We start from the raw sequence: 18,626 nt of genomic DNA, 5'->3' as shown, positions 1-18,626 counted from the left end.
GGCTAAGACCCGCCGCGACCGCCCGCCGAACAGCCGCCTCGATCAGCTCAGAGAGATGCCCAAAATCACCATCATCAAGCCGATGACGGATAGAAACAGCGCGCCCATGTTCAACGGCACCACTTTGCGCAATACAACGCGCATCGCCTCATCGTCCAGCTGCGCGCGTTTGGCACGGCTCACTTTGACGATGCACCAGCCAAGACCGAGCAATCCCAGAAGGGACAGACCCGCGCCGCCCCAGACCATGAGATCGAAAATAGATGTGTTTGCGCTTTCCATGGCGGCAGAGCTACGCCAAACCGCCAAGGGGGGCAAGTCCCGCTTGCGGGCTGGGCGTGCAGCCTGTAGTCACACCCGCCAGAGCCAGCCATTCCGTGAGGACTTTCCATGAGCGATACCAGCACCAACCCCGATGTCGTCGAATCCCAAGGCGATGCGACCTACCGGGTCACCGCCAATGAGCTGCGCCAGTTCGTCGAGCGGATCGAGCGTTTGGACGCCGAAAAGAAAGACCTCGCTGAGCAGCAAAAAGAGGTGATGGCCGAAGCGAAATCGCGCGGTTACGACACCAAAGTGCTGCGCAAGGTGATCGCCCTGCGCAAGCGTGACAAGGACGACATCGCCGAAGAAGAAGCGGTGATGGAGATGTACAAAGAAGCTTTGGGCATGTGAGCGCCGGGCCGCAGCGGAACTGAATTTTCCGCGCGGCCTTGAACGCCTCCGGTCCATGCCCATTTGCATCGGGCGTCTGCGCGGTCTCCGCGACGCCCGATGGTGTGAGACCGGTGAGATTTTCTCGTGAACATTTTGTTTGTACTTGGCGGCTTGCTGGGTCTCGTGCTCGGTGGGGAGTATCTGGTGCGCGGTGCGGTGGCACTGGCACAAAGGGTTGGGCTGTCGCCGCTGGTTATCGGTTTGACAATCGTGGGCTTTGGAACCTCAACCCCTGAACTGGTGACTTCCGTTCAGGCCGCGATGCTGGGTGCGCCGGACATCGCGCTTGGCAATGTAGTCGGGTCGAACATCGCGAATATCCTGCTGATTCTAGGCATTGCCGCGCTGATCGCGCCCTTTGCGATTAATCGGGGCAGTTTTGCCCGCGATGGATCCGTCATGCTGGCGGCGAGCGTGCTTTGTTTGGGGGCGGTGCTTTTGGGGCGCGTTGACCGTGTGGCCGGGTTGATCTGTATCGTCGGGCTCGCGGGGTATTTGATTTACACCTTCCGGAGTGATCGCAGCAGCCTGCAGGCCATCGAGCCCCTGCCGGATCAGGCACCGATGGGGCTGTCGCTGCTTTGGCTTTTGGGGGGGCTGGTGCTGACGATCCTTTCAGCGCGGTTTCTGGTGACCGGGGCGGTGGCGTTGGCGCAGGCCGTAGGGCTCTCTGAGGCGGTCATTGGCTTGACCATCGTGGCTGTGGGCACCTCCATGCCGGAACTTGTAACCTCGGTCATCGCGGCACGCCGCGGGCAGAGCGATGTGGCTCTGGGCAATGTGGTCGGCTCCAATATCTTTAACATTCTTGGTGTGCTTGGGATCACGGCGGTGATTCAGCCGGTCGGTGTAGCTGCGCAGATTGCCACGCTCGACATCTGGGTCATGCTCGCGGCCACGCTGGCTTTGATTGGCTGCGCCGCGTTTGGCGGGCGTGTGACGCGTGGGCAGGGCGCAGTCTTTGCCTTGGCCTATGCGGGCTACATCGGTGTGCTTTTGATCTAAGGCTGTCGGCAGGCGTTGCACGGGGGGTGGGGCCGATTTCTGCGGATGTGACGCGATGGCCGCGGACCCCCTTGCGCAGGCGGATCAACACCCATAGAAGGACACAAATTTTCGCCCGCGCCCCGGCTGCGCGGCCTTACCCTATGGAGCACACATGCAGGTCAACGAGACGCTGAACGAAGGTCTGAAACGCGGTTACAACATCACCGTGACCGCCGCCGAACTGGAAGCCAAGGTCAACGAAAAGCTGGCCGAAGCGCAGCCCGAAGTCGAAATGAAGGGCTTCCGCAAGGGCAAGGTTCCGATGGCACTGCTGAAAAAGCAGTTCGGCCAGCGGATCATGGGCGAAGCGATGCAGGAAAGCATCGACGGCGCCATGGCAGAGCATTTTGAAAAATCCGGCGATCGCCCCGCGATGCAGCCCGAAGTCAAAATGACCAACGAAGACTGGAAAGAAGGCGATGACGTCGAAGTTTCCATGGCTTACGAAAAACTGCCCGAAATTCCAGAAGTTGATCTGAGCAAGATCGAGCTGGAAAAGATGGTCGTTAAGGCCGATGACGCCGCCGTCGAAGAAGCGCTGGCAAGCCTTGCCGAAACCGCACAAGACTTCAAAGCCCGCAAAGAGGGCGCCAAGGCGGAAGATGGCGATCAGGTTGTGATCGACTTCAAAGGCTCCGTCGACGGTGAAGAATTCGAAGGCGGCGCGGCGGAAGATTACCCGCTGGTGCTGGGCTCCAACTCCTTCATCCCCGGCTTTGAAGAGCAGCTGGTCGGCGTGAAGGCGGGCGAAGAAAAGTCCGTCGTCGTGAACTTCCCCGAAGAGTATCAGGCTGCCCACTTGGCCGGTAAGGAAGCGACATTCGCTTGCACCGTCAAAGAAGTGAAAGAGCCTGTTGCCGCTGAAGTGAACGACGAGATGGCCAAGAAATTCGGTGCCGAGGATCTCGACGCGCTGAAAGGTCAGATCGCTGAGCGTCTGGAAGCGGAATATGCCGGTGCTTCGCGCGCTGTGATGAAGCGTAACCTGCTGGACGCGCTGGACAAAGAGGTCAGCTTTGACCTGCCGCCGTCGCTGGTTGACGCCGAAGCCAAGCAGATCGCGCATCAGCTGTGGCACGAGGAAAACCCTGACGTTGAAGGCCACGATCACCCCGAGATCGAGCCGACAGACGAGCACAAGACATTGGCCGAGCGCCGAGTGCGTCTTGGCCTGTTGCTGGCCGAACTGGGTCAAAAGGCCGAGGTTCAGGTGACCGACGCCGAGATGACCCAAGCGATCATGAACCAGGCGCGTCAGTACCCGGGTCAAGAGCGTCAGTTCTTTGAGTTCGTGCAGCAAAACCAGCAGATGCAGCAGCAAATGCGCGCGCCGATTTTTGAAGACAAGGTTGTCGATCACGTTGTTGAGCAAGCCAAAGTGACCGAGAAAGAGATCTCGAAAGAAGAGCTTCAGAAAGCAGTTGAGGAACTGGAAGACGAATAAGTCTTACCGGATCGGATTACGGGGCAGGGGCGACGGGCAACCGTCGCCCCTGTTTCGTTTGGGGGGCTGGTGGTGTTGCCTCCTGCGGAGGGACAGCGGGGGGATTTGTAGTGTTTCGGTGCTGGCCGACTTCAACGTTGGTACAGGGTCGTGAATGAACGCCGGAGCGAGGGGATCTGCTTCGTGTTCACAGAGTAAAGATATGAAGCACAAGCCACACTGGGCCTCAAACGCGCCGGTCGCAAATGTTGCGCCCGGGGGCAACCCCGGGCATCGCCCTCCCTCCCCGCGGAGGGCGATTTTGCAAGGTTTCGGCAAACTGGAACATTCGCGAGCAATGGAACGCTTCCGCAGGTTGCTATTGTTGCAACGCCCCCCAGGGAAGGCGATGCCCTTTGTGGCAGTGTTAGGTGCTTAGGCACATCACCCTTGGTGAGACGCCCTTACAACGTAATCCGAAACTGGGCGAAGCCGTTTTCCGTATCGCCGACCTGCTCCATTGCCACGCCGGTCACCTCATCCACGTAATCCGCGGCCTTCGGTCCGGTCTCGAACACCACGCTGGTGCCTTCCATCGGAGCAAAGCGCCAGTTGCCATCGGCACGGGGGCTGATGGTGCCTTTTTCGACAATATAGCGCACGATGACATCGCGGTTGGTGTCGGGCCCTTCAAAGACGATGGTATCGCCCTTCGCGCCGGGGAATGCGCCGCCACCGCTGGCGCGGTAGTTGTTGGTTGCGATGATGAATTCGGCATTGGGATCAAGCGGTTGCCCTTCGAACTCAAGGTTCACGATCCGGCTCGCCTCAGAGTTCGCCACGGTGCCCTTGGGGCCGAATTTAGGCGGCTGGCTAAGGTCGATCTGATAGCTTACGCCGTCGATCACATCGAAATTGTAGCTGGGGAACTCTGGGTTCAGAAGTGGCTGGTTGGCCTCGCCGGGGGTGATCTGGTTGAACATGCCCGCTGACCGCTCAAGCCAATCCTTCACCTGCGCTCCGGTGACGCGCACGGCGCGGGCGGTGTTGGGATAGAGATAGAGGTCAGCCACGTTCTTGATCGCCACATCGCCTTTCGGCACATCGGTGTAATACTCTGGCCCGCCCCGGCCACCGGCCTTGAAGGGGGCGGCGGCAGATAGGATCGGCAGCCCCTCATGCTCGGTCCCTTTCAGCATCTGTTCGATATACCAGCGCTGCGCGTTGGAGACGACCTGCACCGAAGGATCATCGGCCACCAGCGCGAAATAGCTGTGCAGATTGGCGTCGGTCTTGCCCACGGCGCGGCGGACATAGGCGAGCGTTTCGTTATGGTCTTGCTGAACCGAGGCCAGAACCTCTGCGTCGCTTTCCACCAGCGGCATGACCGAGCGGTCTTCGTTGCGCTGCGAAATGGCCCGCGCCTCGGCGCTGTGGCTGGCGATGCGCCAACCGCCCGCGTCGCGTTCCAGCATCAGGTCGATAAGGCCCAGATGGCTGCCCCAGAAGCCGCCCATGGTGGCGGGCTTACCGTGGATCGTGCCCGCGCTCACATCCACGCCGGGATAGTCCGCGTAGCTGCCCGAGGGGAAGACGAGGTGGCTGTGCCCGGTCATGATGGCGTCGATCCCCTCAACGGCGGCGAGGGGAACGGAAGCGTTCTCCATCATGTCTTCTTCTTTGGCGGCCCCAATGCCCGAATGCGACAGCGCGATAATGATATCGGCGCCAGCCTCCTTCATCTGCGGCACCCAAGCGCGGGCGGCCTCTAGGATGTCGCGCGCCTGCACTTTGCCTTCGAGATGGCGGCGGTCCCATGCCATGATCTGCGGCGGGACAAAGCCGATGATGCCGATCTTGATCGGATGGGCCTCTCCCGCGCCATCGGTCAACATCCGGTCCAGCAGGACATAGGGTTTGACCAGCGTGTCATCGTCACTGGGCTTGGCTCCGACCTTTTTGACGACATTGGCGCTGACCACCGGGAAGTCGGCCCCGGCGAGGGATTTCATTAGGAAGTCCAGCCCGTAGTTGAATTCATGATTGCCCAAGGTCGAGGCGTCATAGCCAAGCGTGTTCATCGCTTGGATCACCGGATGCATGTCGCCTTCTTTCATGCCGCGCTCATAGGCGATGTAATCGCCCATCGGATTGCCCTGCAAGAAGTCGCCATTGTCCAGCATCAGCGTATTGGTCGCCTCGGCGCGGATCGACTTGACGATGCTGGCGGTGCGGGAAAGCCCGACGGTGTCGACCTCTTTGTCGGCGTAATAGTCATAGGGAAAGACATGCACATGCAGATCCGTCGTCTCCATCAGGCGCAGGTGCGCTTGATTGGCGGCAGCACGGAGAGAGAAGGGGTGAAGGGCCAGCAGACCGGCAGAGCCGGCGAGAAAGTGACGGCGGTTGAGGCGGAGGGTCATGCGGCGTTCCTTCTTAACGTGATTAACACCTACCTGCGGCGAAGCGTGAGGCCGCGCAAGCCTAAAAATTAATCACCCGTCCCTCAGGCCGGTTTCCACCAGCATGCCCCGTTTCTTGGCTTCGTAATAATAGCCCCGCGCATACCATTTGATGGCCGTGCCGTGGTCTCCGTCAGACAAAAGCCAAGCGCCGCGCAGGTATTTCAGGGCGTATTTCAGATTGGTGTCGGCGTCCAAAAGGTCAGACGGGCTGCCTTGGAACCCCATAGATCGGGCTGTGGCGGGCAGGATTTGCAGCAGGCCGTAATATGGGCCGTTGCGGGCGCGCGGGTTATGGGTGCTTTCGCGGATGGCCAGACGATGAACCAAAGGGCGCGGCAGGTCGTAGAAGTCGGCCCAGTGGTTGATCTTGCGCCGCAGGTCGGGCGTCTCATTCGGGTGGAGGGGCAGGGCCGGGCGCTGCGGGGGCACATGCGACACTACAGGAGCGGCATTGCAGGCGGTGAGTGCCGTGGCAGCGATGAAAGAGAGAAACATGCGGCGTGTTGTCTGAGGCATGATGCACCGAGGCTTGTTATATCGGCGCGAAGATCACCGTTGTGGGCCTTTCGGGCAAGCGTGTTGGCAAAACATACGCGGCCCCTTGCCCAGCGGTTGGGGCGCAAAGCGCGGCTTTCCGCCACGCTTAGACGTCGGCGACGATTTCGCCTTTCATTTCACCGGTCATGCGGGTCTGATCTTCGCGCTTTACCGAGCGGCGGACCTCGTCGATCTTGAGTTCGGCCGCATCGCGCGTGGCCTTGTCGGGCCATTCGGTGATGGCGGCACTGGTCCGCTCAGAGGTGCGGACCACGGTAACGCGGCTGGCGCCAAAGCTTTTGAGGGCGGGCAGGCGCTTTTCGTCGATGGCGCGTAGGGCCACGTCATAATCCGCCCCGTCGGCGATCTCCCAAGTGGTGATGGTGATGTAACGCATGTGTCATCCTCCATGCTGAATGGAGGTAGCATAGCACAGAATGGTCTGTTTTTACAGGATTTCGCGCGAGAGGTGCAGACGCGCCCTGCGACAGGCCTGCGCATAAAAAAACGCCGCGCGGAAAGCCGCGCGGCGTTTCATGTCAGATCGGACAGGTCGGATCAGCTGTTGCTGTCGTCCTGCGCGTCGCCCTCAGGGGTGCGCACAACGTCCGAGTCGCCGTCTTCGTCAGCGGCAGAGCCGATATCGTCGAAGAGTTCGGAGATCTCGAATTCAGCTGCAGCTTCCTCTTCGGCGGCCAGTTCCTGAATCGATTTGCCCGACGCCTGAAGCTCGGCCTCTTCGGGCGAACGTGCGACGTTCAGCTCGATTGTGGCATCGACTTCGGGGTGCAGGATGATGCGCACGTCATGCACGCCCAGTTCCTTGATCGGGTTACCCAGGACGACCTGCTTGCGGTCGACGGTGAACCCTTCGGCGGTTGCGGCATCGGCGGCGTCACGGGTGGTGACGGAGCCATAAAGCGCACCGGCGTCGGAAGCGGAGCGAATCACGACGAACTGCTGACCGTTCAGCTTCTCGGCGAATTGCTCGGCTTCTTTTTTGGTTTCGAGGTTCTGTGCTTCGAGCTGGGCTTTTTGGCCCTCAAAGGCTTCGACATTGGCCTTGGAGGCCGACAGCGCCTTGCCCTGCGGCAGCAGGTAGTTGCGAGCATAGCCGGGCTTTACGTCCACGACTTCGCCCATCTGGCCCAGTTTGGCCACACGTTCCAGAAGGATAACTTGCATGTGCTCTCTCCTTACTTGACGGCGTAGGGCAGCAGGGCGAGGAAACGAGCGCGTTTGATGGCACGGGCCAGCTCGCGTTGTTTCTTGGCCGATACGGCGGTGATACGGGAAGGAACGATCTTGCCACGCTCAGAGATGTAGCGTTGCAGCAGACGTGTGTCCTTGTAGTCGATCGCAGGTGCGTTGTCGCCCGAGAAGGGGCACACTTTACGACGACGGAAAAATGGTTTTGCAGCCATGATTTAAGTCCTTTTCTTCAAGCGTTGATCAACGGCGTTCGCGGCGTTCGGAACGCTCGTCACGCTTTTGCATCTGTACGGACGGCAGTTCTTTGTGCTCATCAACTTTGATGGTCAGAACGCGCATCACGTCATCATGCAGGCGCATCAGGCGCTCCATTTCCTGCACGGCGGTCGCGGGGGCGTCCGAACGCAGGAAGGCATAGTGGCCCTTGCGGTTTTTGTTGATCTTGTAGGCCATCGTTTTGACGCCCCAGTACTCGCTGTCGACGAGCTTGCCGTCGTTGTCCGCGAGGACGGTGCCAAAGTGTTCGATGAGGCCTTCTGCTTGCGTGTTAGACAGGTCCTGACGCGCAATCATAACATGCTCATAAAGCGGCATGTGCACTCCTATTTATATCAAGGCGCATTTCATAGGCGGGGCATTCATCCTTGCGGCCCCACCACGAGAGTCTGCGCGGTTCATATGCTTTGCAAGGAAGCGCCCGTATACACGGTTTGTGCTGCACGGCAAGCCCCAAGCGCCTGCGGCAAGGCTTGTTCGGCTGGGGCGCAGAGGATACATCAGGCAAAACGCATAAGAGAGGCCGCAACCATGAGCATTGCATTCGTTTTCCCGGGCCAAGGTGCCCAAACCATCGGCATGGGCCGCGATCTGGCTGAAGCCTATCCTGAAGCCCGCGCCGTTTTCCAAGAAGTCGACGACGCCCTCGGTGAAAAACTGTCGGACCTGATCTGGGAGGGGGACATTGAGACGCTGACCCTGACGCAAAACGCCCAGCCTGCGTTGATGGCCACGTCGATGGCGGCAATGGCCGCGCTGAAGGCCGAAGGGATCGAGGTTGGCAAAGCGGCCTATGTGGCGGGCCATAGTCTTGGTGAGTATTCCGCGCTCTGCGCCGCAGGGTCGCTGTCGCTTGCCGACACCGCACGGCTGCTGCGCATTCGTGGTAAGGCGATGCAGGCCGCCGTGCCGGTGGGTGAGGGCGCGATGGCGGCGATCCTTGGCCTTGGCATCGAAGAGACCGAGAAGCTGGCCGAAGCCGCCGCCGAAGGCGAAGTCTGTCAGGTCGCCAATGAGAACGACCCCAGCCAGAACGTGCTGTCGGGCCACAAAGCCGCAGTGGAGCGTGCCGTGGCCATGGCCAAGGATGCTGGCGCCAAACGCGCGTTGCTGCTGCCGGTCTCTGCGCCTTTCCATTGCCCGCTGATGGGGCCTGCGGCGGATGAGATGGCGCGCGCATTGGGGGAGGTCACATTCAATGATCCCGCTGTGCCGCTGGTGGCGAATGTCACCGCCGAGGCGGTCACCGATGCCGCGAAGATTCGCGACTTGTTGGTAGAGCAGGTGACAGGCCGGGTGCGCTGGCGGTCTTCGGTCGAGTGGATGGCCGCGCAGGGTGTCACCGAAGCCTGGGAGATCGGCGCGGGGAAGGCGCTGTCGGGCATGATCCGCCGGATCGAAAAGTCCCTCGCCACCCGCAGCATCGGCACGCCGGATGAGGTCAAAACCGCGAAAGAGGCGTAACGCCCCGGAGGGCCGAGATGACGATGCAAGAAACCCTGACGCTGCTGCCGGAATGGCTGATCTGGTGGTTCAACTGGCTGGTCTTTGCCGTGGGGGTCTTGCCCATGGCGCTGCTGATATGGCCGCAGAGCCGCAAGGTTGGGGTGATTGCCGTGGCCGCCAGTATTCTTACCGGAGCGGCGGTTTACGGCATGTTCCGGCAAATGGGATACGTCAAACTTCTCGGTCTGCCGCATCTGCTGATCTGGGGGCCACTGGCGGTCTATCTGTTCCGCAAGCAGGCCAAGGATGCCATGCCAATCGCCGCGCGTTGGATCATTCGGGTGATCTTGGTCACCTTGCTGATCTCGCTGGCCTTCGATGTGGTAGATGTGCTGCGTTATATACTTAGTGAGCGGACGCCGCTGGGGAGTGACGCATGAGGCGGCTGATTGCCGTCTTTGCGCTGCTGCTCTCAGTTGTGGCCTGTGGCACCCTTGAGAATGCCAGCGATGGCACGCGGATGCAGGTCCAGGGGCCGTATCTGTTGATGTCCGGCACGATCACCAGCCGAACACCTGCCACTTTCGCGCGCCATCTGGCCGAGAATCCGCGGATTGATACGGTGGTTCTGGGGCAAATCGACGGCTCCATTGATGCCAAGGCGACGCATCGTATGGGGCGGCAGATTCGCGCAGCGGGTCTGGCGACTGAGTTGCGGGCGAATAGTGTGGTTGATTCCGGGGGTGTTGAGCTTTTCATTGCCGGAGCCAAACGGCGCATGGCGCCGGGGGCGGCGCTGCGGGTGCATAGCTGGCGCAATGGCTACCGCGAGGGCAGCAGCTTTCCGCGGCAATCGCCCAAACATCAGATGACACGGCGCTACGTGGCCGAGATGCTGGGCAATGACAGCTTTTACTGGTTTACCTTGCAGGCAGCGCCATCTGACGGGATACACAAGATGACAGCGGGTGAAATCCGCCGCTACGGGCTGCTGACGCGGCCCTGACTGATAGAATAAAGGAAGAGACATGTTCGATCTTACAGGAAAGAATGCCCTGATTACCGGCGCTTCGGGCGGCATTGGCGCGGATATCGCCCGCAAATTGCATGCCCAAGGCGCCACCGTCGGGCTTTCGGGTACGCGGACCGAACCGTTGGAAGCGCTGAAGGCCGAATTGGGCGAGCGGGCGCATGTGCTGCCTTGTAACCTGAGCGACATGGAAGCCGTCGATGCTCTGCCGAAACAAGCGGCTGAGGCGATGGGCTCGGTCGATATTCTGGTGAACAACGCCGGGATCACGCGCGATAATCTGTTCATGCGCATGTCGGATGATGAATGGAATTCCGTGCTGAATGTGAACCTCACGGCGACGTTTAAGCTGTGCAAAGGCGTGATGCGCGGAATGATGAAGGCGCGTTGGGGCCGGATAATCAATATCTCAAGCGTGGTGGGGGCCACCGGCAATCCCGGTCAGGCGAATTACGCGGCCTCCAAAGCGGGTGTTGTCGGTATGTCCAAATCGCTTGCCTATGAGGTGGCGAGCCGTGGGATCACCGTGAATGCTGTGGCACCGGGCTTTATCACCACGGCCATGACAGACAAGCTGACGGACGAGCAAAAGTCTGGAATCATGGGGCAAATTCCGGCAGGCCGAATGGGTGATCCGGATGAAATTGCCGCCGCTGTGGTCTATCTTTCTAGTGCCGAGGCCGCTTATGTGACAGGGACCACCTTGCATGTGAACGGCGGTATGGCCATGTTGTGACCCTGCGCTGCAATAGCGTTTGCCAAGCCTTCGGCATGTGCTAAAGGGGGCGCAGAATCGAAACGAAGGGTGCTTGATTGCCCCCTCCGCCTTGTGCGAACAAGGAAAATAGCCGCCCCTTTTGGGGCATCCTCCAAACGCTGATCATCGGCGGGCGGAAACCAAAAGGGGCCTGAATGGCCCGAAGACATGAGGACTTATTATGAGCGACGTCGCAGACCGCGTGAAAAAGATCGTTGTAGAACACCTGAGCGTGGAAGAGGACAAAGTGACTGAGAATGCGTCGTTCATCGACGATCTTGGCGCTGACAGCCTTGACACCGTGGAACTGGTGATGGCGTTCGAAGAAGAGTTCGGCATCGAGATCCCCGATGACGCCGCTGAGAACATCCAGACCGTTGGCGATGCGGTCAAGTTCATCAAAGAAGCCTCCTAAGGCTTTGCCGGGCGACCGGCGGAATTGAGATTTGAAAGCGGCGTCGTTCCTAGCGGAATGACGCCGTTTTTATTTGTCGCAGCGGGGTGGGCTTGTCCCTTTGGTGCCGAAGCCGCATGTCTTCGCCAAGAAGTTTCAAGCGTGAAGGCAATTCACCCCATGTCCCGAACGATCCCGACCATCAACACAGCCAGACTGACCCTGCGTGCCATGCGGGCCGAGGATTTTGAGCGTTACGCTGAGATCTGGGCGATGCCGGATGTGGCGGACCGGATACTTGATCGGCCCCGGGCGAAGGGGCAGTCGTGGGATGCTTTCTTGCGCAATGCTGGGCATTGGCAAATCACGGGATTCGGGCAATGGGCCGTGCAGCTTCACCGACAAAGAGAGATGCTGGGGCAGACGGGTTTCGTCTTTGGTTCACGGAATTTCGGCGAAGATTTCGATACTTACCCCGAAGCGCGGCTGGTCTTGGCCCCTCAGGCGCAGGATCAGCGTCTGGGGTTTGAGGCCGCACGCGCGGCGCATGAATGGTTTGATCGGGTGATCACAGGGCGCACGGTTTGCATGATTTCGAGGGGGAATGAGGCAGCGTTGCGGATCGCGGGCGCGCTTGGGTATCAGCCGCTTCGGGAGGCAAAGACAGCGGGTGGCCCGGTGCATCTGCTAACCCGGCGTGGGCCGCCAGTCTAACGGCGCCACCAGACCCTTACCACCTTTGATGGCCGCCCGGTTTCGAAGATAGGCGTTTTTGTGCTATGCCTGCGGCCCACCGCCGATATGCTTGTGCCTACAGGCTTTTGCAGGGTAAGAGGTTCGCCGAGAGATTATCGGCAAGGGGCACTAAGATGCGCAGAGTTGTAGTAACGGGTTTGGGTTTGGTTACCCCCCTCGCGGACGGCGTGGAAGAAAGCTGGAAACGGATCCTTGATGGGCAATCCGGGGCCGGGCCGATCACCGGCTTTGATCCCAGCAAATTGGTGACCCAATACGCCTGCGAAGTTCCTTTGGGCGATGGCAGTGATGGCACCTTTGACGCCAATAAATACATGGAGCCGAAAGAGCAGCGGAAAGTAGATACTTTCATCCTGTTCGGCATGGCCGCCGCCCAGCAGGCGGTTGAGGATTCGGGCTGGTTGCCGACCGAGAAAGAAGATCAGGAGCGCACCGGCGTTTTGATCGGCTCGGGCATCGGTGGATTGAACTCTATCGCCAATACTGCTGTCATGATGGCCGAAAAGGGGCCGCGCCGCGTGAGCCCCTTCTTCGTGCCCGGCGCGCTGATCAACCTGATCTCGGGTCAGGTGTCGATCCGCTATGGGTTTAAGGGGCCGAACCACTCGGTCGTGACTGCTTGTTCCACTGGTGCCCATGCCATCGGTGACGCGGCGCGGCTGATTAAATACGGCGATGCGGATGTGATGATTGCAGGCGGCGCCGAGGCGGCGATCTGTGAGATCGGCATGGCGGGCTTTAACGCCTGCAAGGCGCTGTCGACCAAACGCGGAGACGACCCCAAGAAAGCCAGCCGCCCCTATGATGTGGACCGTGACGGTTTTGTCATGGGCGAAGGCGCGGGCATCGTGGTCTTGGAAGAATACGAGCACGCCAAGGCGCGCGGTGCCAAGATCTATGCCGAAGTGCTGGGCTATGGCCTGTCGGGCGACGCGCATCACATCACGGCACCGTCGGAAGACGGCGAAGGTGGCGAACGCTCTATGCGAGCGGCATTGAAGAACGCGGGGCTGGAGCCAGCGGATGTCGATTACATCAACGCGCATGGCACCTCGACCATGGCCGATACCATCGAATTGGGCGCGGTCGAGCGTCTGATGGGCGATGCGGCGGACAAGGTCACCATGTCTTCGACCAAATCCGCGACCGGGCACCTCTTGGGGGCCGCTGGCGCGATTGAGGCGATCTTCTGCATGCTCGCGATCCGCGATCAGGTGGCGCCGCCGACGATCAACCTTGATAACCCAGCGGTTGAGACACCAATTGATCTGGCACCCAACAAAAAGGTCGAGCGCAAGATCGACGTGGCGCTGAGCAATTCGTTCGGCTTTGGCGGCACAAACGCATCGGTACTGTTCGGGAAAGTCCGCTAAATGTGGCGTCATATCGCTTCTAACGCCGTGACGTTTCTGTTGGTCGGCCTGTTTCTGCTTGGGGGGATCATCCTCTGGGGCAAGACGACCTATGTCGCCGAAGGGCCGCTGGAGCAGGCGATCTGTGTGCAGGTCGAGCGCGGCTCGAACATGCGGCAGGTGAGCCAGAGCCTTGAGGAACAGGGCGCGGTTTCCTCGCCCGCGCTCTTTCGCATGGGCGCGGATTACGAGGAGAAGTCGGGCAGCCTGAAAGCGGGCAGCTTTCTTGTGCAACCCGGCACGTCGATGCAGGGGATTGTTGATATCGTGACCCAGGGCGGGGCCAGCACCTGCGGCACCGAGGTTGTGTACCGCGTGGGCGTGAACCGCGTAAGCGTGCAGGTCCGTGAGTTGGACCCGGAGACAAGCCGGTTTGTTGAGCGCGCGGAGTTCACGCCGGGTGAGGAAGAGACCCCTGAGGCATACTCCGAAATCTCTAGCAAGAACGACACGCGGTTTCGTGTGGCATTGGCCGAGGGCGTGACAAGCTGGCAGGTTGTCGAAGCGCTGAAACAGGTCGAGCAATTGACCGGTGAGGTTGAAGACCTCCCCGCTGAGGGCAGCCTTGCGCCAGACAGCTATGAGGTGCGCCCCGGTGATGACCGCGCCGAGGTGATCGCGCGGATGACGGCAGCGCAGCAGGTGCTGTTGGCGCAGGCCTTTGAGGCACGTGACCCTGATCTGCCCATTGAGACGCCGGAGGAACTGCTGATCCTTGCCTCGATCATCGAAAAAGAAACCGGTGTGGCGGCGGAGCGTGAGCAGGTGGCGAGCGTTTTCGTGAACCGTCTGAACCAAGGCATGCGTCTGCAAACGGATCCGACGGTGATCTATGGCGTGACCGAGGGCAAGGGCGTGCTGGGCCGTGGGCTGCGCCGCTCAGAGCTGCGGGCAGAGACGCCGTGGAACACCTATGTGATCAACGGTCTGCCGCCGACCCCGATTGCAAATCCGGGCCGGGCAAGCCTGATGGCTGCGGCGCAACCGGCGGAGACGGATTTCGTCTTCTTCGTGGCGGATGGCACCGGGGGGCACGCTTTTGCTGAGACCTTGGACGAGCATAACCGCAACGTGGCGCGCTGGCGTCAGATCGAGGCGGAGCGCGGCGCAGAAGCGGCCGGGAATGCTTCGACAGGTGGTAACTGAAACGACTAGAAACCCCGCTGGAGACAGCGGGGTTTTTATCAGCGCGGGTGCTTTGCCGTACGGCGCTGTAAGGTGTTGTTAACACAGTTTTTCTTGACTTTGCGCACGGTCTGACGTAGGACTTGTGTCACGCTAGAAGACATGGGCGAACGGCCCCGGGGTGACCCGGTGGTCGTTTTTTTTGTGTCTGCTCGGTTGGGGATAACCAACAAGAGGTAAAGCGATGACGATCATTACCCCGGAGCAAGAGACGGAAGACAGCGCGGAAATTCTGCGCGGTCTCCAAGAAGCAATCGGCGCGCTGCGTCGGGAAATCGAAGGTCTGACGGAACAGACCCGGTCCGGGGGGGAACTCAAGGAAACTGCGGTGTCTGGCAACACGTCCAAAGTGGCGGGCTTGCTGGCACATTGCCTGAAAGCGGAGAACACGCTGAATGACTGTCGAAACCGACAAGCTGGAATCGCGCGCGGGGGCTATGCCCTCGACATGGACAAAGCGCGGGCTGACATCGGGTGCAAGCTGGATCGCCTGCGCCGATGTTCAGACCCAGGCGCAGTTTCTGAATGACCTAGATGAGGGAGAGCTTCTGGCTCTCCCTTTTTTGTTCGAGTTCTGGGCCTTGGACCATCAGCTGCCGCCTGAGGGGGATTGGCGGACATGGGTGATCATGGGCGGGCGCGGTGCGGGCAAGACCCGCGCCGGGGCGGAATGGGTGCGCAGCAAGGTTGAGGGGAGCCGTCCGTTGGATGCGGGGGCGTGCAGCCGTGTGGCGCTGGTGGGGGAGACCATTGAGCAGGTGCGCGAGGTGATGATTTTTGGCGACAGCGGGATACTGGCCTGTAGCCCACCGGATCGGCGGCCCGATTGGGAGACGACGCGCAAGCGCTTGGTTTGGCCCAACGGGGCGATTGCGACGGTGCATACGGCGCATGATCCCGAAGGGCTGCGGGGGCCGCAGTTTGATGCGGCTTGGGTGGATGAATTGGCGAAATGGAAACGCGGGCAGGAGGCTTGGGACCAGTTGCAGTTTGCGCTGCGCTTGGGTGATCGGCCTCAGGTTTGTGTCACCACGACGCCGCGCAATGTGGATGTGTTGAAGGCGCTCTTGGCCGCACCGTCGACGGTGACGACCCATGCGCCAACGGAGGCGAATGCGGCCAATCTGGCGGGGTCGTTCCTCGAAGAAGTGCGGGCGCGCTATCGCGGGACACGGCTGGGGCGGCAGGAGTTGGATGGGGTTTTGCTGGCGGATGCAGAGGGGGCGCTGTGGACGTCTGCTTTGTTGGAGGCGGGGCGGGTGCAGGCGGCGCCTGAGTTGGATCGGATCGTGGTGGGCTTGGATCCGGCGACGACCAGCGGCGCAGGCTCGGATGAGTGCGGGATCGTTGCGGTGGGCGCGCAGACCAAGGGGCCGCCGCAGGATTGGCGGGCGGTGGTCTTGGCCGATTGCACGGTGCAGGGGGCCACGCCCAATGGCTGGGCGCAGGCGGCGATTGCGGCGATGACGCGCTATGGGGCGGACCGTTTGGTGGCCGAGGTGAACCAAGGGGGGCAGCTGGTTTCTGAGGTGCTGCGGCAGGTCGATCCGCTCGTGTCGCTCAAGACCGTGCATGCGGCGCGGGGCAAGGTCGCGCGAGCAGAGCCGGTGGCGGCGCTTTATGAGCAGGGGCGGGTGAGCCATTTGCCGGGGCTGGATGCATTGGAGGATCAGATGTGTCTGATGACGGCGCGGGGCTATGAGGGCAAGGGCAGCCCGGACCGGGTCGATGCGCTGGTGTGGGCGCTGCATGAGCTGATGATTGAACCTGCCGCGCAGTGGCGCAGTCCGGGGGTGCGGAGCTGTAGGGCGGGCGTTGCGCAGGGGAGCGTGCGGTCGGTTACCCGGCCTTTAACATTTTATTGAGACAGTCTGACAACGCCGGGCAGCAGAGGATCACGCTGCTGCAAAGGCCGGGCAGAACGAGGAGCGACAGATGGTATTCGATTTTCTACGGCGCGGCGCGGCTGAGACCGTTGAGCAGAAAGCTTCGGCGACCGGGCCGGTCGTGGCCTATCAATCCTCAGGTCGCGTTGCATGGAGCCCGCGGGACAGTGTGAGCCTGACGCGCTCGGGCTTTTGCGGCAATCCGGTGGGGTTTCGCTCGGTCAAGCTGATTGCCGAGGCGGCGGCGGCGCTGCCGCTGGTCGTGCAGGACGCGGCGCGGCGCTATGACGAACACCCGCTGATGGAATTGATCCGCCGCCCGAACGCGGGGCAAGGCCGGGCAGAGTTGCTTGAGGCGCTTTACGGTCAGATGCTGCTGAGCGGCGATGGCTATGTCGAGGCGGTGGGCGGCGAGGGTGGTTTGCCGGTCGAGCTGCATGTGCTGCGCTCGGACCGGATGAGCGTGGTGCCGGGGGCGGATGGTTGGCCGGTGGCTTATGAATATGCAGTGGGCGGGCGCAAGCATCGCTTTGACGCCAGCGGGCCGGTGACGCCGGTTTGTCATATCCGCAACTTTCACCCGCAGGACGATCACTATGGCTTTAGCCCGATGCAGGCGGCGGCGATGGCGATGGATGTGCATAACGCCGCGAGCCGTTGGTCGAAGGCGCTGCTGGATAACGCGGCGCGGCCTTCGGGGGCGATTGTCTATCGCGGGGCCGAGGGGCAGGGCAAGCTGAGTGAGGATCAATATGACCGGCTTGTGAGCGAGATGGAGAGCCATCATCAGGGCGCGCGCAATGCGGGGCGACCGATGCTGCTGGAAGGTGGGCTTGACTGGAAGCCGATGGGGTTTTCGCCCTCGGACATGGAATTTCAGAAGACCAAGGAGAGTGCGGCGCGGGAGATTGCGCTCGCCTTTGGGGTGCCGCCGATGCTGATCGGGGTGCAGGGGGATGCGACCTATGCCAACTATCAAGAGGCGCATCGGGCGTTCTATCGTCTGACCGTTCTGCCCCTGGCGACACGGGTGACGGCTGCGCTGGCGGAGTGGTTGAGCGGGTATCTGGGCGAGCCGGTGAGTTTGAAGCCGGACCTAGACCAAGTGCCGGCCTTGGCGGCGGAGAGGGATGCGCAATGGGCGCGGGTCTCGGCAGCGGCGTTCTTGAGCGATGCGGAAAAGCGCGCCCTGTTGGGGCTGTCTGCGGTGGCGAATGATGCCTGAATTGCGCGAGATCGAGCGGTTCGAATGCGCGCCGGGCTTGCGGCTTCAGGCGCATGAGACGCTGAGCGCAGTGCACCGCGAGAACATGCAAAAGCGGCTCGACCGGATCGAGCAGATGATGGAGCGGCTGGAACGGCGCTTGTGGTTGACGGTTTACGGCGTGGTCGCGGTGATCTTGGCGCAGGCGGTGCAATCCTTTCTGGTGGTGGCGCCGTAGCGGGCTGAAAAAGAGGAAATAACAATGGGTTATCCGATGATTAACTCCGGCGCTTTGCCGGAGAACGGGGAAGGTCTGTGTGCTGGGGCCGCTTTGGAACATAAGTTCGCCCGTTTCGGCACGGTGGCTGAGGTAGAAGGCGGGCTGGAGATCAGCGGCTACGCCAGCCTTTTCGGCGCGGTGGATCAGGGGGGCGACGTGGTGGAAGCCGGTGCCTATGCGGCGAGCCTTGCCCAAGTCACGAAGGCCGGGCGCAGCGTCAAAATGCTGTGGCAGCATGATCCTGCCCAGCCCATCGGGGTCTGGGATGAGGTGCATGAGGATGGCCGGGGCCTGTGGGTCAAGGGGCGCATCCTGAGCAGTGTTGCTAAGGGGCGGGAAGCGGCCGCGCTGATTGAGGCAGGAGCCATCGACGGGCTCAGCATCGGCTACCGCACCGTGAAGGCGGGCAAGAATACCAAGGGGCAACGGCTGCTGACGGAGTTGGAGCTTTGGGAGGTGTCTTTGGTGACCTTTCCGATGCTGCCCTCGGCGCGGGTGGGGTCCAAGGGGGATTTCAAGGCTGTGGGTGATGTTCTGCGGGACATGGCGGCGGCCTTTGACGCGGCGCGGCGCGATATGGCGCGCGGCTGAGCCTGAGT

At 61.2% G+C, this 18,626-nt stretch carries 22 protein-coding genes; 15 read left to right on the top strand and 7 right to left on the bottom strand.

The features are described 5' to 3' along the window. Positions 1 to 42 precede the first annotated feature (42 nt). A complete protein-coding gene (locus tag O4H31_RS11255; protein WP_269346339.1) occupies positions 43 to 282 on the bottom strand; it encodes a hypothetical protein in 240 nt (79 codons plus the stop codon). Between the two features lie 108 nt (positions 283 to 390). On the opposite strand from O4H31_RS11255, the gene O4H31_RS11250 reads away from it, so the two are divergent. The 3 genes from O4H31_RS11250 (at position 391) to tig (ending at position 3,208) form a co-directional block, all read left to right on the top strand. Then, a complete protein-coding gene (locus tag O4H31_RS11250) occupies positions 391 to 675 on the top strand; it encodes a DUF2312 domain-containing protein (protein WP_067261835.1) in 285 nt (94 codons plus the stop codon). Between the two features lie 126 nt (positions 676 to 801). Beyond that, a complete protein-coding gene (locus O4H31_RS11245) occupies positions 802 to 1,722 on the top strand; it encodes a calcium/sodium antiporter (protein ID WP_269345808.1) in 921 nt (306 codons plus the stop codon). 154 nt (positions 1,723 to 1,876) lie between these two features. Then, on the top strand, positions 1,877 to 3,208 hold the full coding sequence (gene tig, locus O4H31_RS11240; RefSeq protein ID WP_269345806.1) for a trigger factor: 1,332 nt from the start codon (positions 1,877 to 1,879) through the stop codon (positions 3,206 to 3,208). A 443-nt stretch (positions 3,209 to 3,651) separates the two neighbouring features. On the opposite strand, the gene O4H31_RS11235 is transcribed toward tig, so the two are convergent. The 6 genes from O4H31_RS11235 to rpsF form a co-directional block, all read right to left on the bottom strand. Next, positions 3,652 to 5,610, bottom strand: a complete 1,959-nt coding sequence (locus O4H31_RS11235) for a bifunctional 2',3'-cyclic-nucleotide 2'-phosphodiesterase/3'-nucleotidase (protein ID WP_269345803.1) — start codon at positions 5,608 to 5,610, stop codon at positions 3,652 to 3,654. A 72-nt stretch (positions 5,611 to 5,682) separates the two neighbouring features. After that, entirely contained in the window at positions 5,683 to 6,168 is a 486-nt protein-coding gene (locus tag O4H31_RS11230) for a transglycosylase SLT domain-containing protein (RefSeq protein ID WP_150120451.1), read from the bottom strand. A 127-nt stretch (positions 6,169 to 6,295) separates the two neighbouring features. Beyond that, a complete protein-coding gene (locus O4H31_RS11225) occupies positions 6,296 to 6,586 on the bottom strand; it encodes a hypothetical protein (protein WP_269345801.1) in 291 nt (96 codons plus the stop codon). Positions 6,587 to 6,747: 161 nt separating this feature from the next. After that, positions 6,748 to 7,374, bottom strand: a complete 627-nt coding sequence (gene rplI, locus O4H31_RS11220) for a 50S ribosomal protein L9 (protein ID WP_067626664.1) — start codon at positions 7,372 to 7,374, stop codon at positions 6,748 to 6,750. Between the two features lie 11 nt (positions 7,375 to 7,385). Continuing rightward, the gene (gene rpsR, locus O4H31_RS11215) at positions 7,386 to 7,613 is read right to left on the bottom strand and encodes a 30S ribosomal protein S18 (RefSeq protein WP_005852865.1); all 228 of its coding nucleotides are present in this window, start codon (positions 7,611 to 7,613) and stop codon (positions 7,386 to 7,388) included. Between the two features lie 28 nt (positions 7,614 to 7,641). Next, positions 7,642 to 7,995, bottom strand: a complete 354-nt coding sequence (gene rpsF, locus O4H31_RS11210; RefSeq protein WP_067626662.1) for a 30S ribosomal protein S6 — start codon at positions 7,993 to 7,995, stop codon at positions 7,642 to 7,644. 213 nt (positions 7,996 to 8,208) lie between these two features. Between rpsF and fabD the strand changes: the two genes are divergently transcribed. The 12 genes from fabD (at position 8,209) to O4H31_RS11150 (ending at position 18,618) form a co-directional block, all read left to right on the top strand. Then, positions 8,209 to 9,141: an ACP S-malonyltransferase gene (fabD, locus tag O4H31_RS11205; RefSeq protein ID WP_269345767.1), complete on the top strand. Its 933-nt coding sequence runs from the start codon at positions 8,209 to 8,211 to the stop codon at positions 9,139 to 9,141. 17 nt (positions 9,142 to 9,158) lie between these two features. Then, on the top strand, positions 9,159 to 9,563 hold the full coding sequence (locus tag O4H31_RS11200; protein WP_269345765.1) for a hypothetical protein: 405 nt from the start codon (positions 9,159 to 9,161) through the stop codon (positions 9,561 to 9,563). Next, positions 9,560 to 10,129, top strand: coding sequence for a hypothetical protein (locus tag O4H31_RS11195; protein ID WP_269345763.1), 570 nt, complete (start codon positions 9,560 to 9,562; stop codon positions 10,127 to 10,129). The genes O4H31_RS11200 and O4H31_RS11195 overlap by 4 nt, the downstream gene beginning before the upstream one ends. A 22-nt stretch (positions 10,130 to 10,151) precedes the next feature. Next, the gene (gene fabG / locus O4H31_RS11190) at positions 10,152 to 10,889 is read left to right on the top strand and encodes a 3-oxoacyl-[acyl-carrier-protein] reductase (protein WP_007119971.1); all 738 of its coding nucleotides are present in this window, start codon (positions 10,152 to 10,154) and stop codon (positions 10,887 to 10,889) included. Between the two features lie 202 nt (positions 10,890 to 11,091). Then, positions 11,092 to 11,325 carry an acyl carrier protein gene (locus O4H31_RS11185; RefSeq protein ID WP_067261852.1) on the top strand — a complete coding sequence of 78 codons (234 nt, stop codon included), beginning with the start codon at positions 11,092 to 11,094 and terminating at the stop codon, positions 11,323 to 11,325. Positions 11,326 to 11,484: 159 nt separating this feature from the next. After that, on the top strand, positions 11,485 to 12,018 hold the full coding sequence (locus O4H31_RS11180) for a GNAT family N-acetyltransferase (RefSeq protein WP_269345756.1): 534 nt from the start codon (positions 11,485 to 11,487) through the stop codon (positions 12,016 to 12,018). A 155-nt stretch (positions 12,019 to 12,173) separates the two neighbouring features. Continuing rightward, positions 12,174 to 13,433, top strand: a complete 1,260-nt coding sequence (fabF, locus tag O4H31_RS11175; protein ID WP_269345754.1) for a beta-ketoacyl-ACP synthase II — start codon at positions 12,174 to 12,176, stop codon at positions 13,431 to 13,433. Then, entirely contained in the window at positions 13,434 to 14,618 is a 1,185-nt protein-coding gene (gene mltG, locus O4H31_RS11170; protein ID WP_269345751.1) for an endolytic transglycosylase MltG, read from the top strand. It abuts the gene before it with no gap. A 476-nt stretch (positions 14,619 to 15,094) separates the two neighbouring features. Then, entirely contained in the window at positions 15,095 to 16,522 is a 1,428-nt protein-coding gene (locus tag O4H31_RS11165) for a DNA-packaging protein (RefSeq protein WP_419723601.1), read from the top strand. A 70-nt stretch (positions 16,523 to 16,592) separates the two neighbouring features. After that, complete coding sequence (locus O4H31_RS11160; protein ID WP_269345749.1) at positions 16,593 to 17,768, top strand: phage portal protein; 1,176 nt, start codon at positions 16,593 to 16,595, stop codon at positions 17,766 to 17,768. After that, positions 17,758 to 17,985: a GTA head formation protein, RCAP_rcc01685 family gene (locus tag O4H31_RS11155; RefSeq protein ID WP_386283658.1), complete on the top strand. Its 228-nt coding sequence runs from the start codon at positions 17,758 to 17,760 to the stop codon at positions 17,983 to 17,985. Before O4H31_RS11160 ends, O4H31_RS11155 begins: the two co-directional genes overlap by 11 nt. Positions 17,986 to 18,021: 36 nt before the next feature. After that, positions 18,022 to 18,618, top strand: coding sequence for an HK97 family phage prohead protease (locus tag O4H31_RS11150; protein WP_269346337.1), 597 nt, complete (start codon positions 18,022 to 18,024; stop codon positions 18,616 to 18,618). The last annotated feature ends 8 nt before the right edge of the window (positions 18,619 to 18,626 follow it).

It is taken from the genome of Sulfitobacter dubius, assembly GCF_027214245.1.
Lineage (GTDB): Bacteria > Pseudomonadota > Alphaproteobacteria > Rhodobacterales > Rhodobacteraceae > Sulfitobacter > Sulfitobacter dubius_A.
This window is presented reverse-complemented; position numbering and strand designations above follow the sequence as displayed.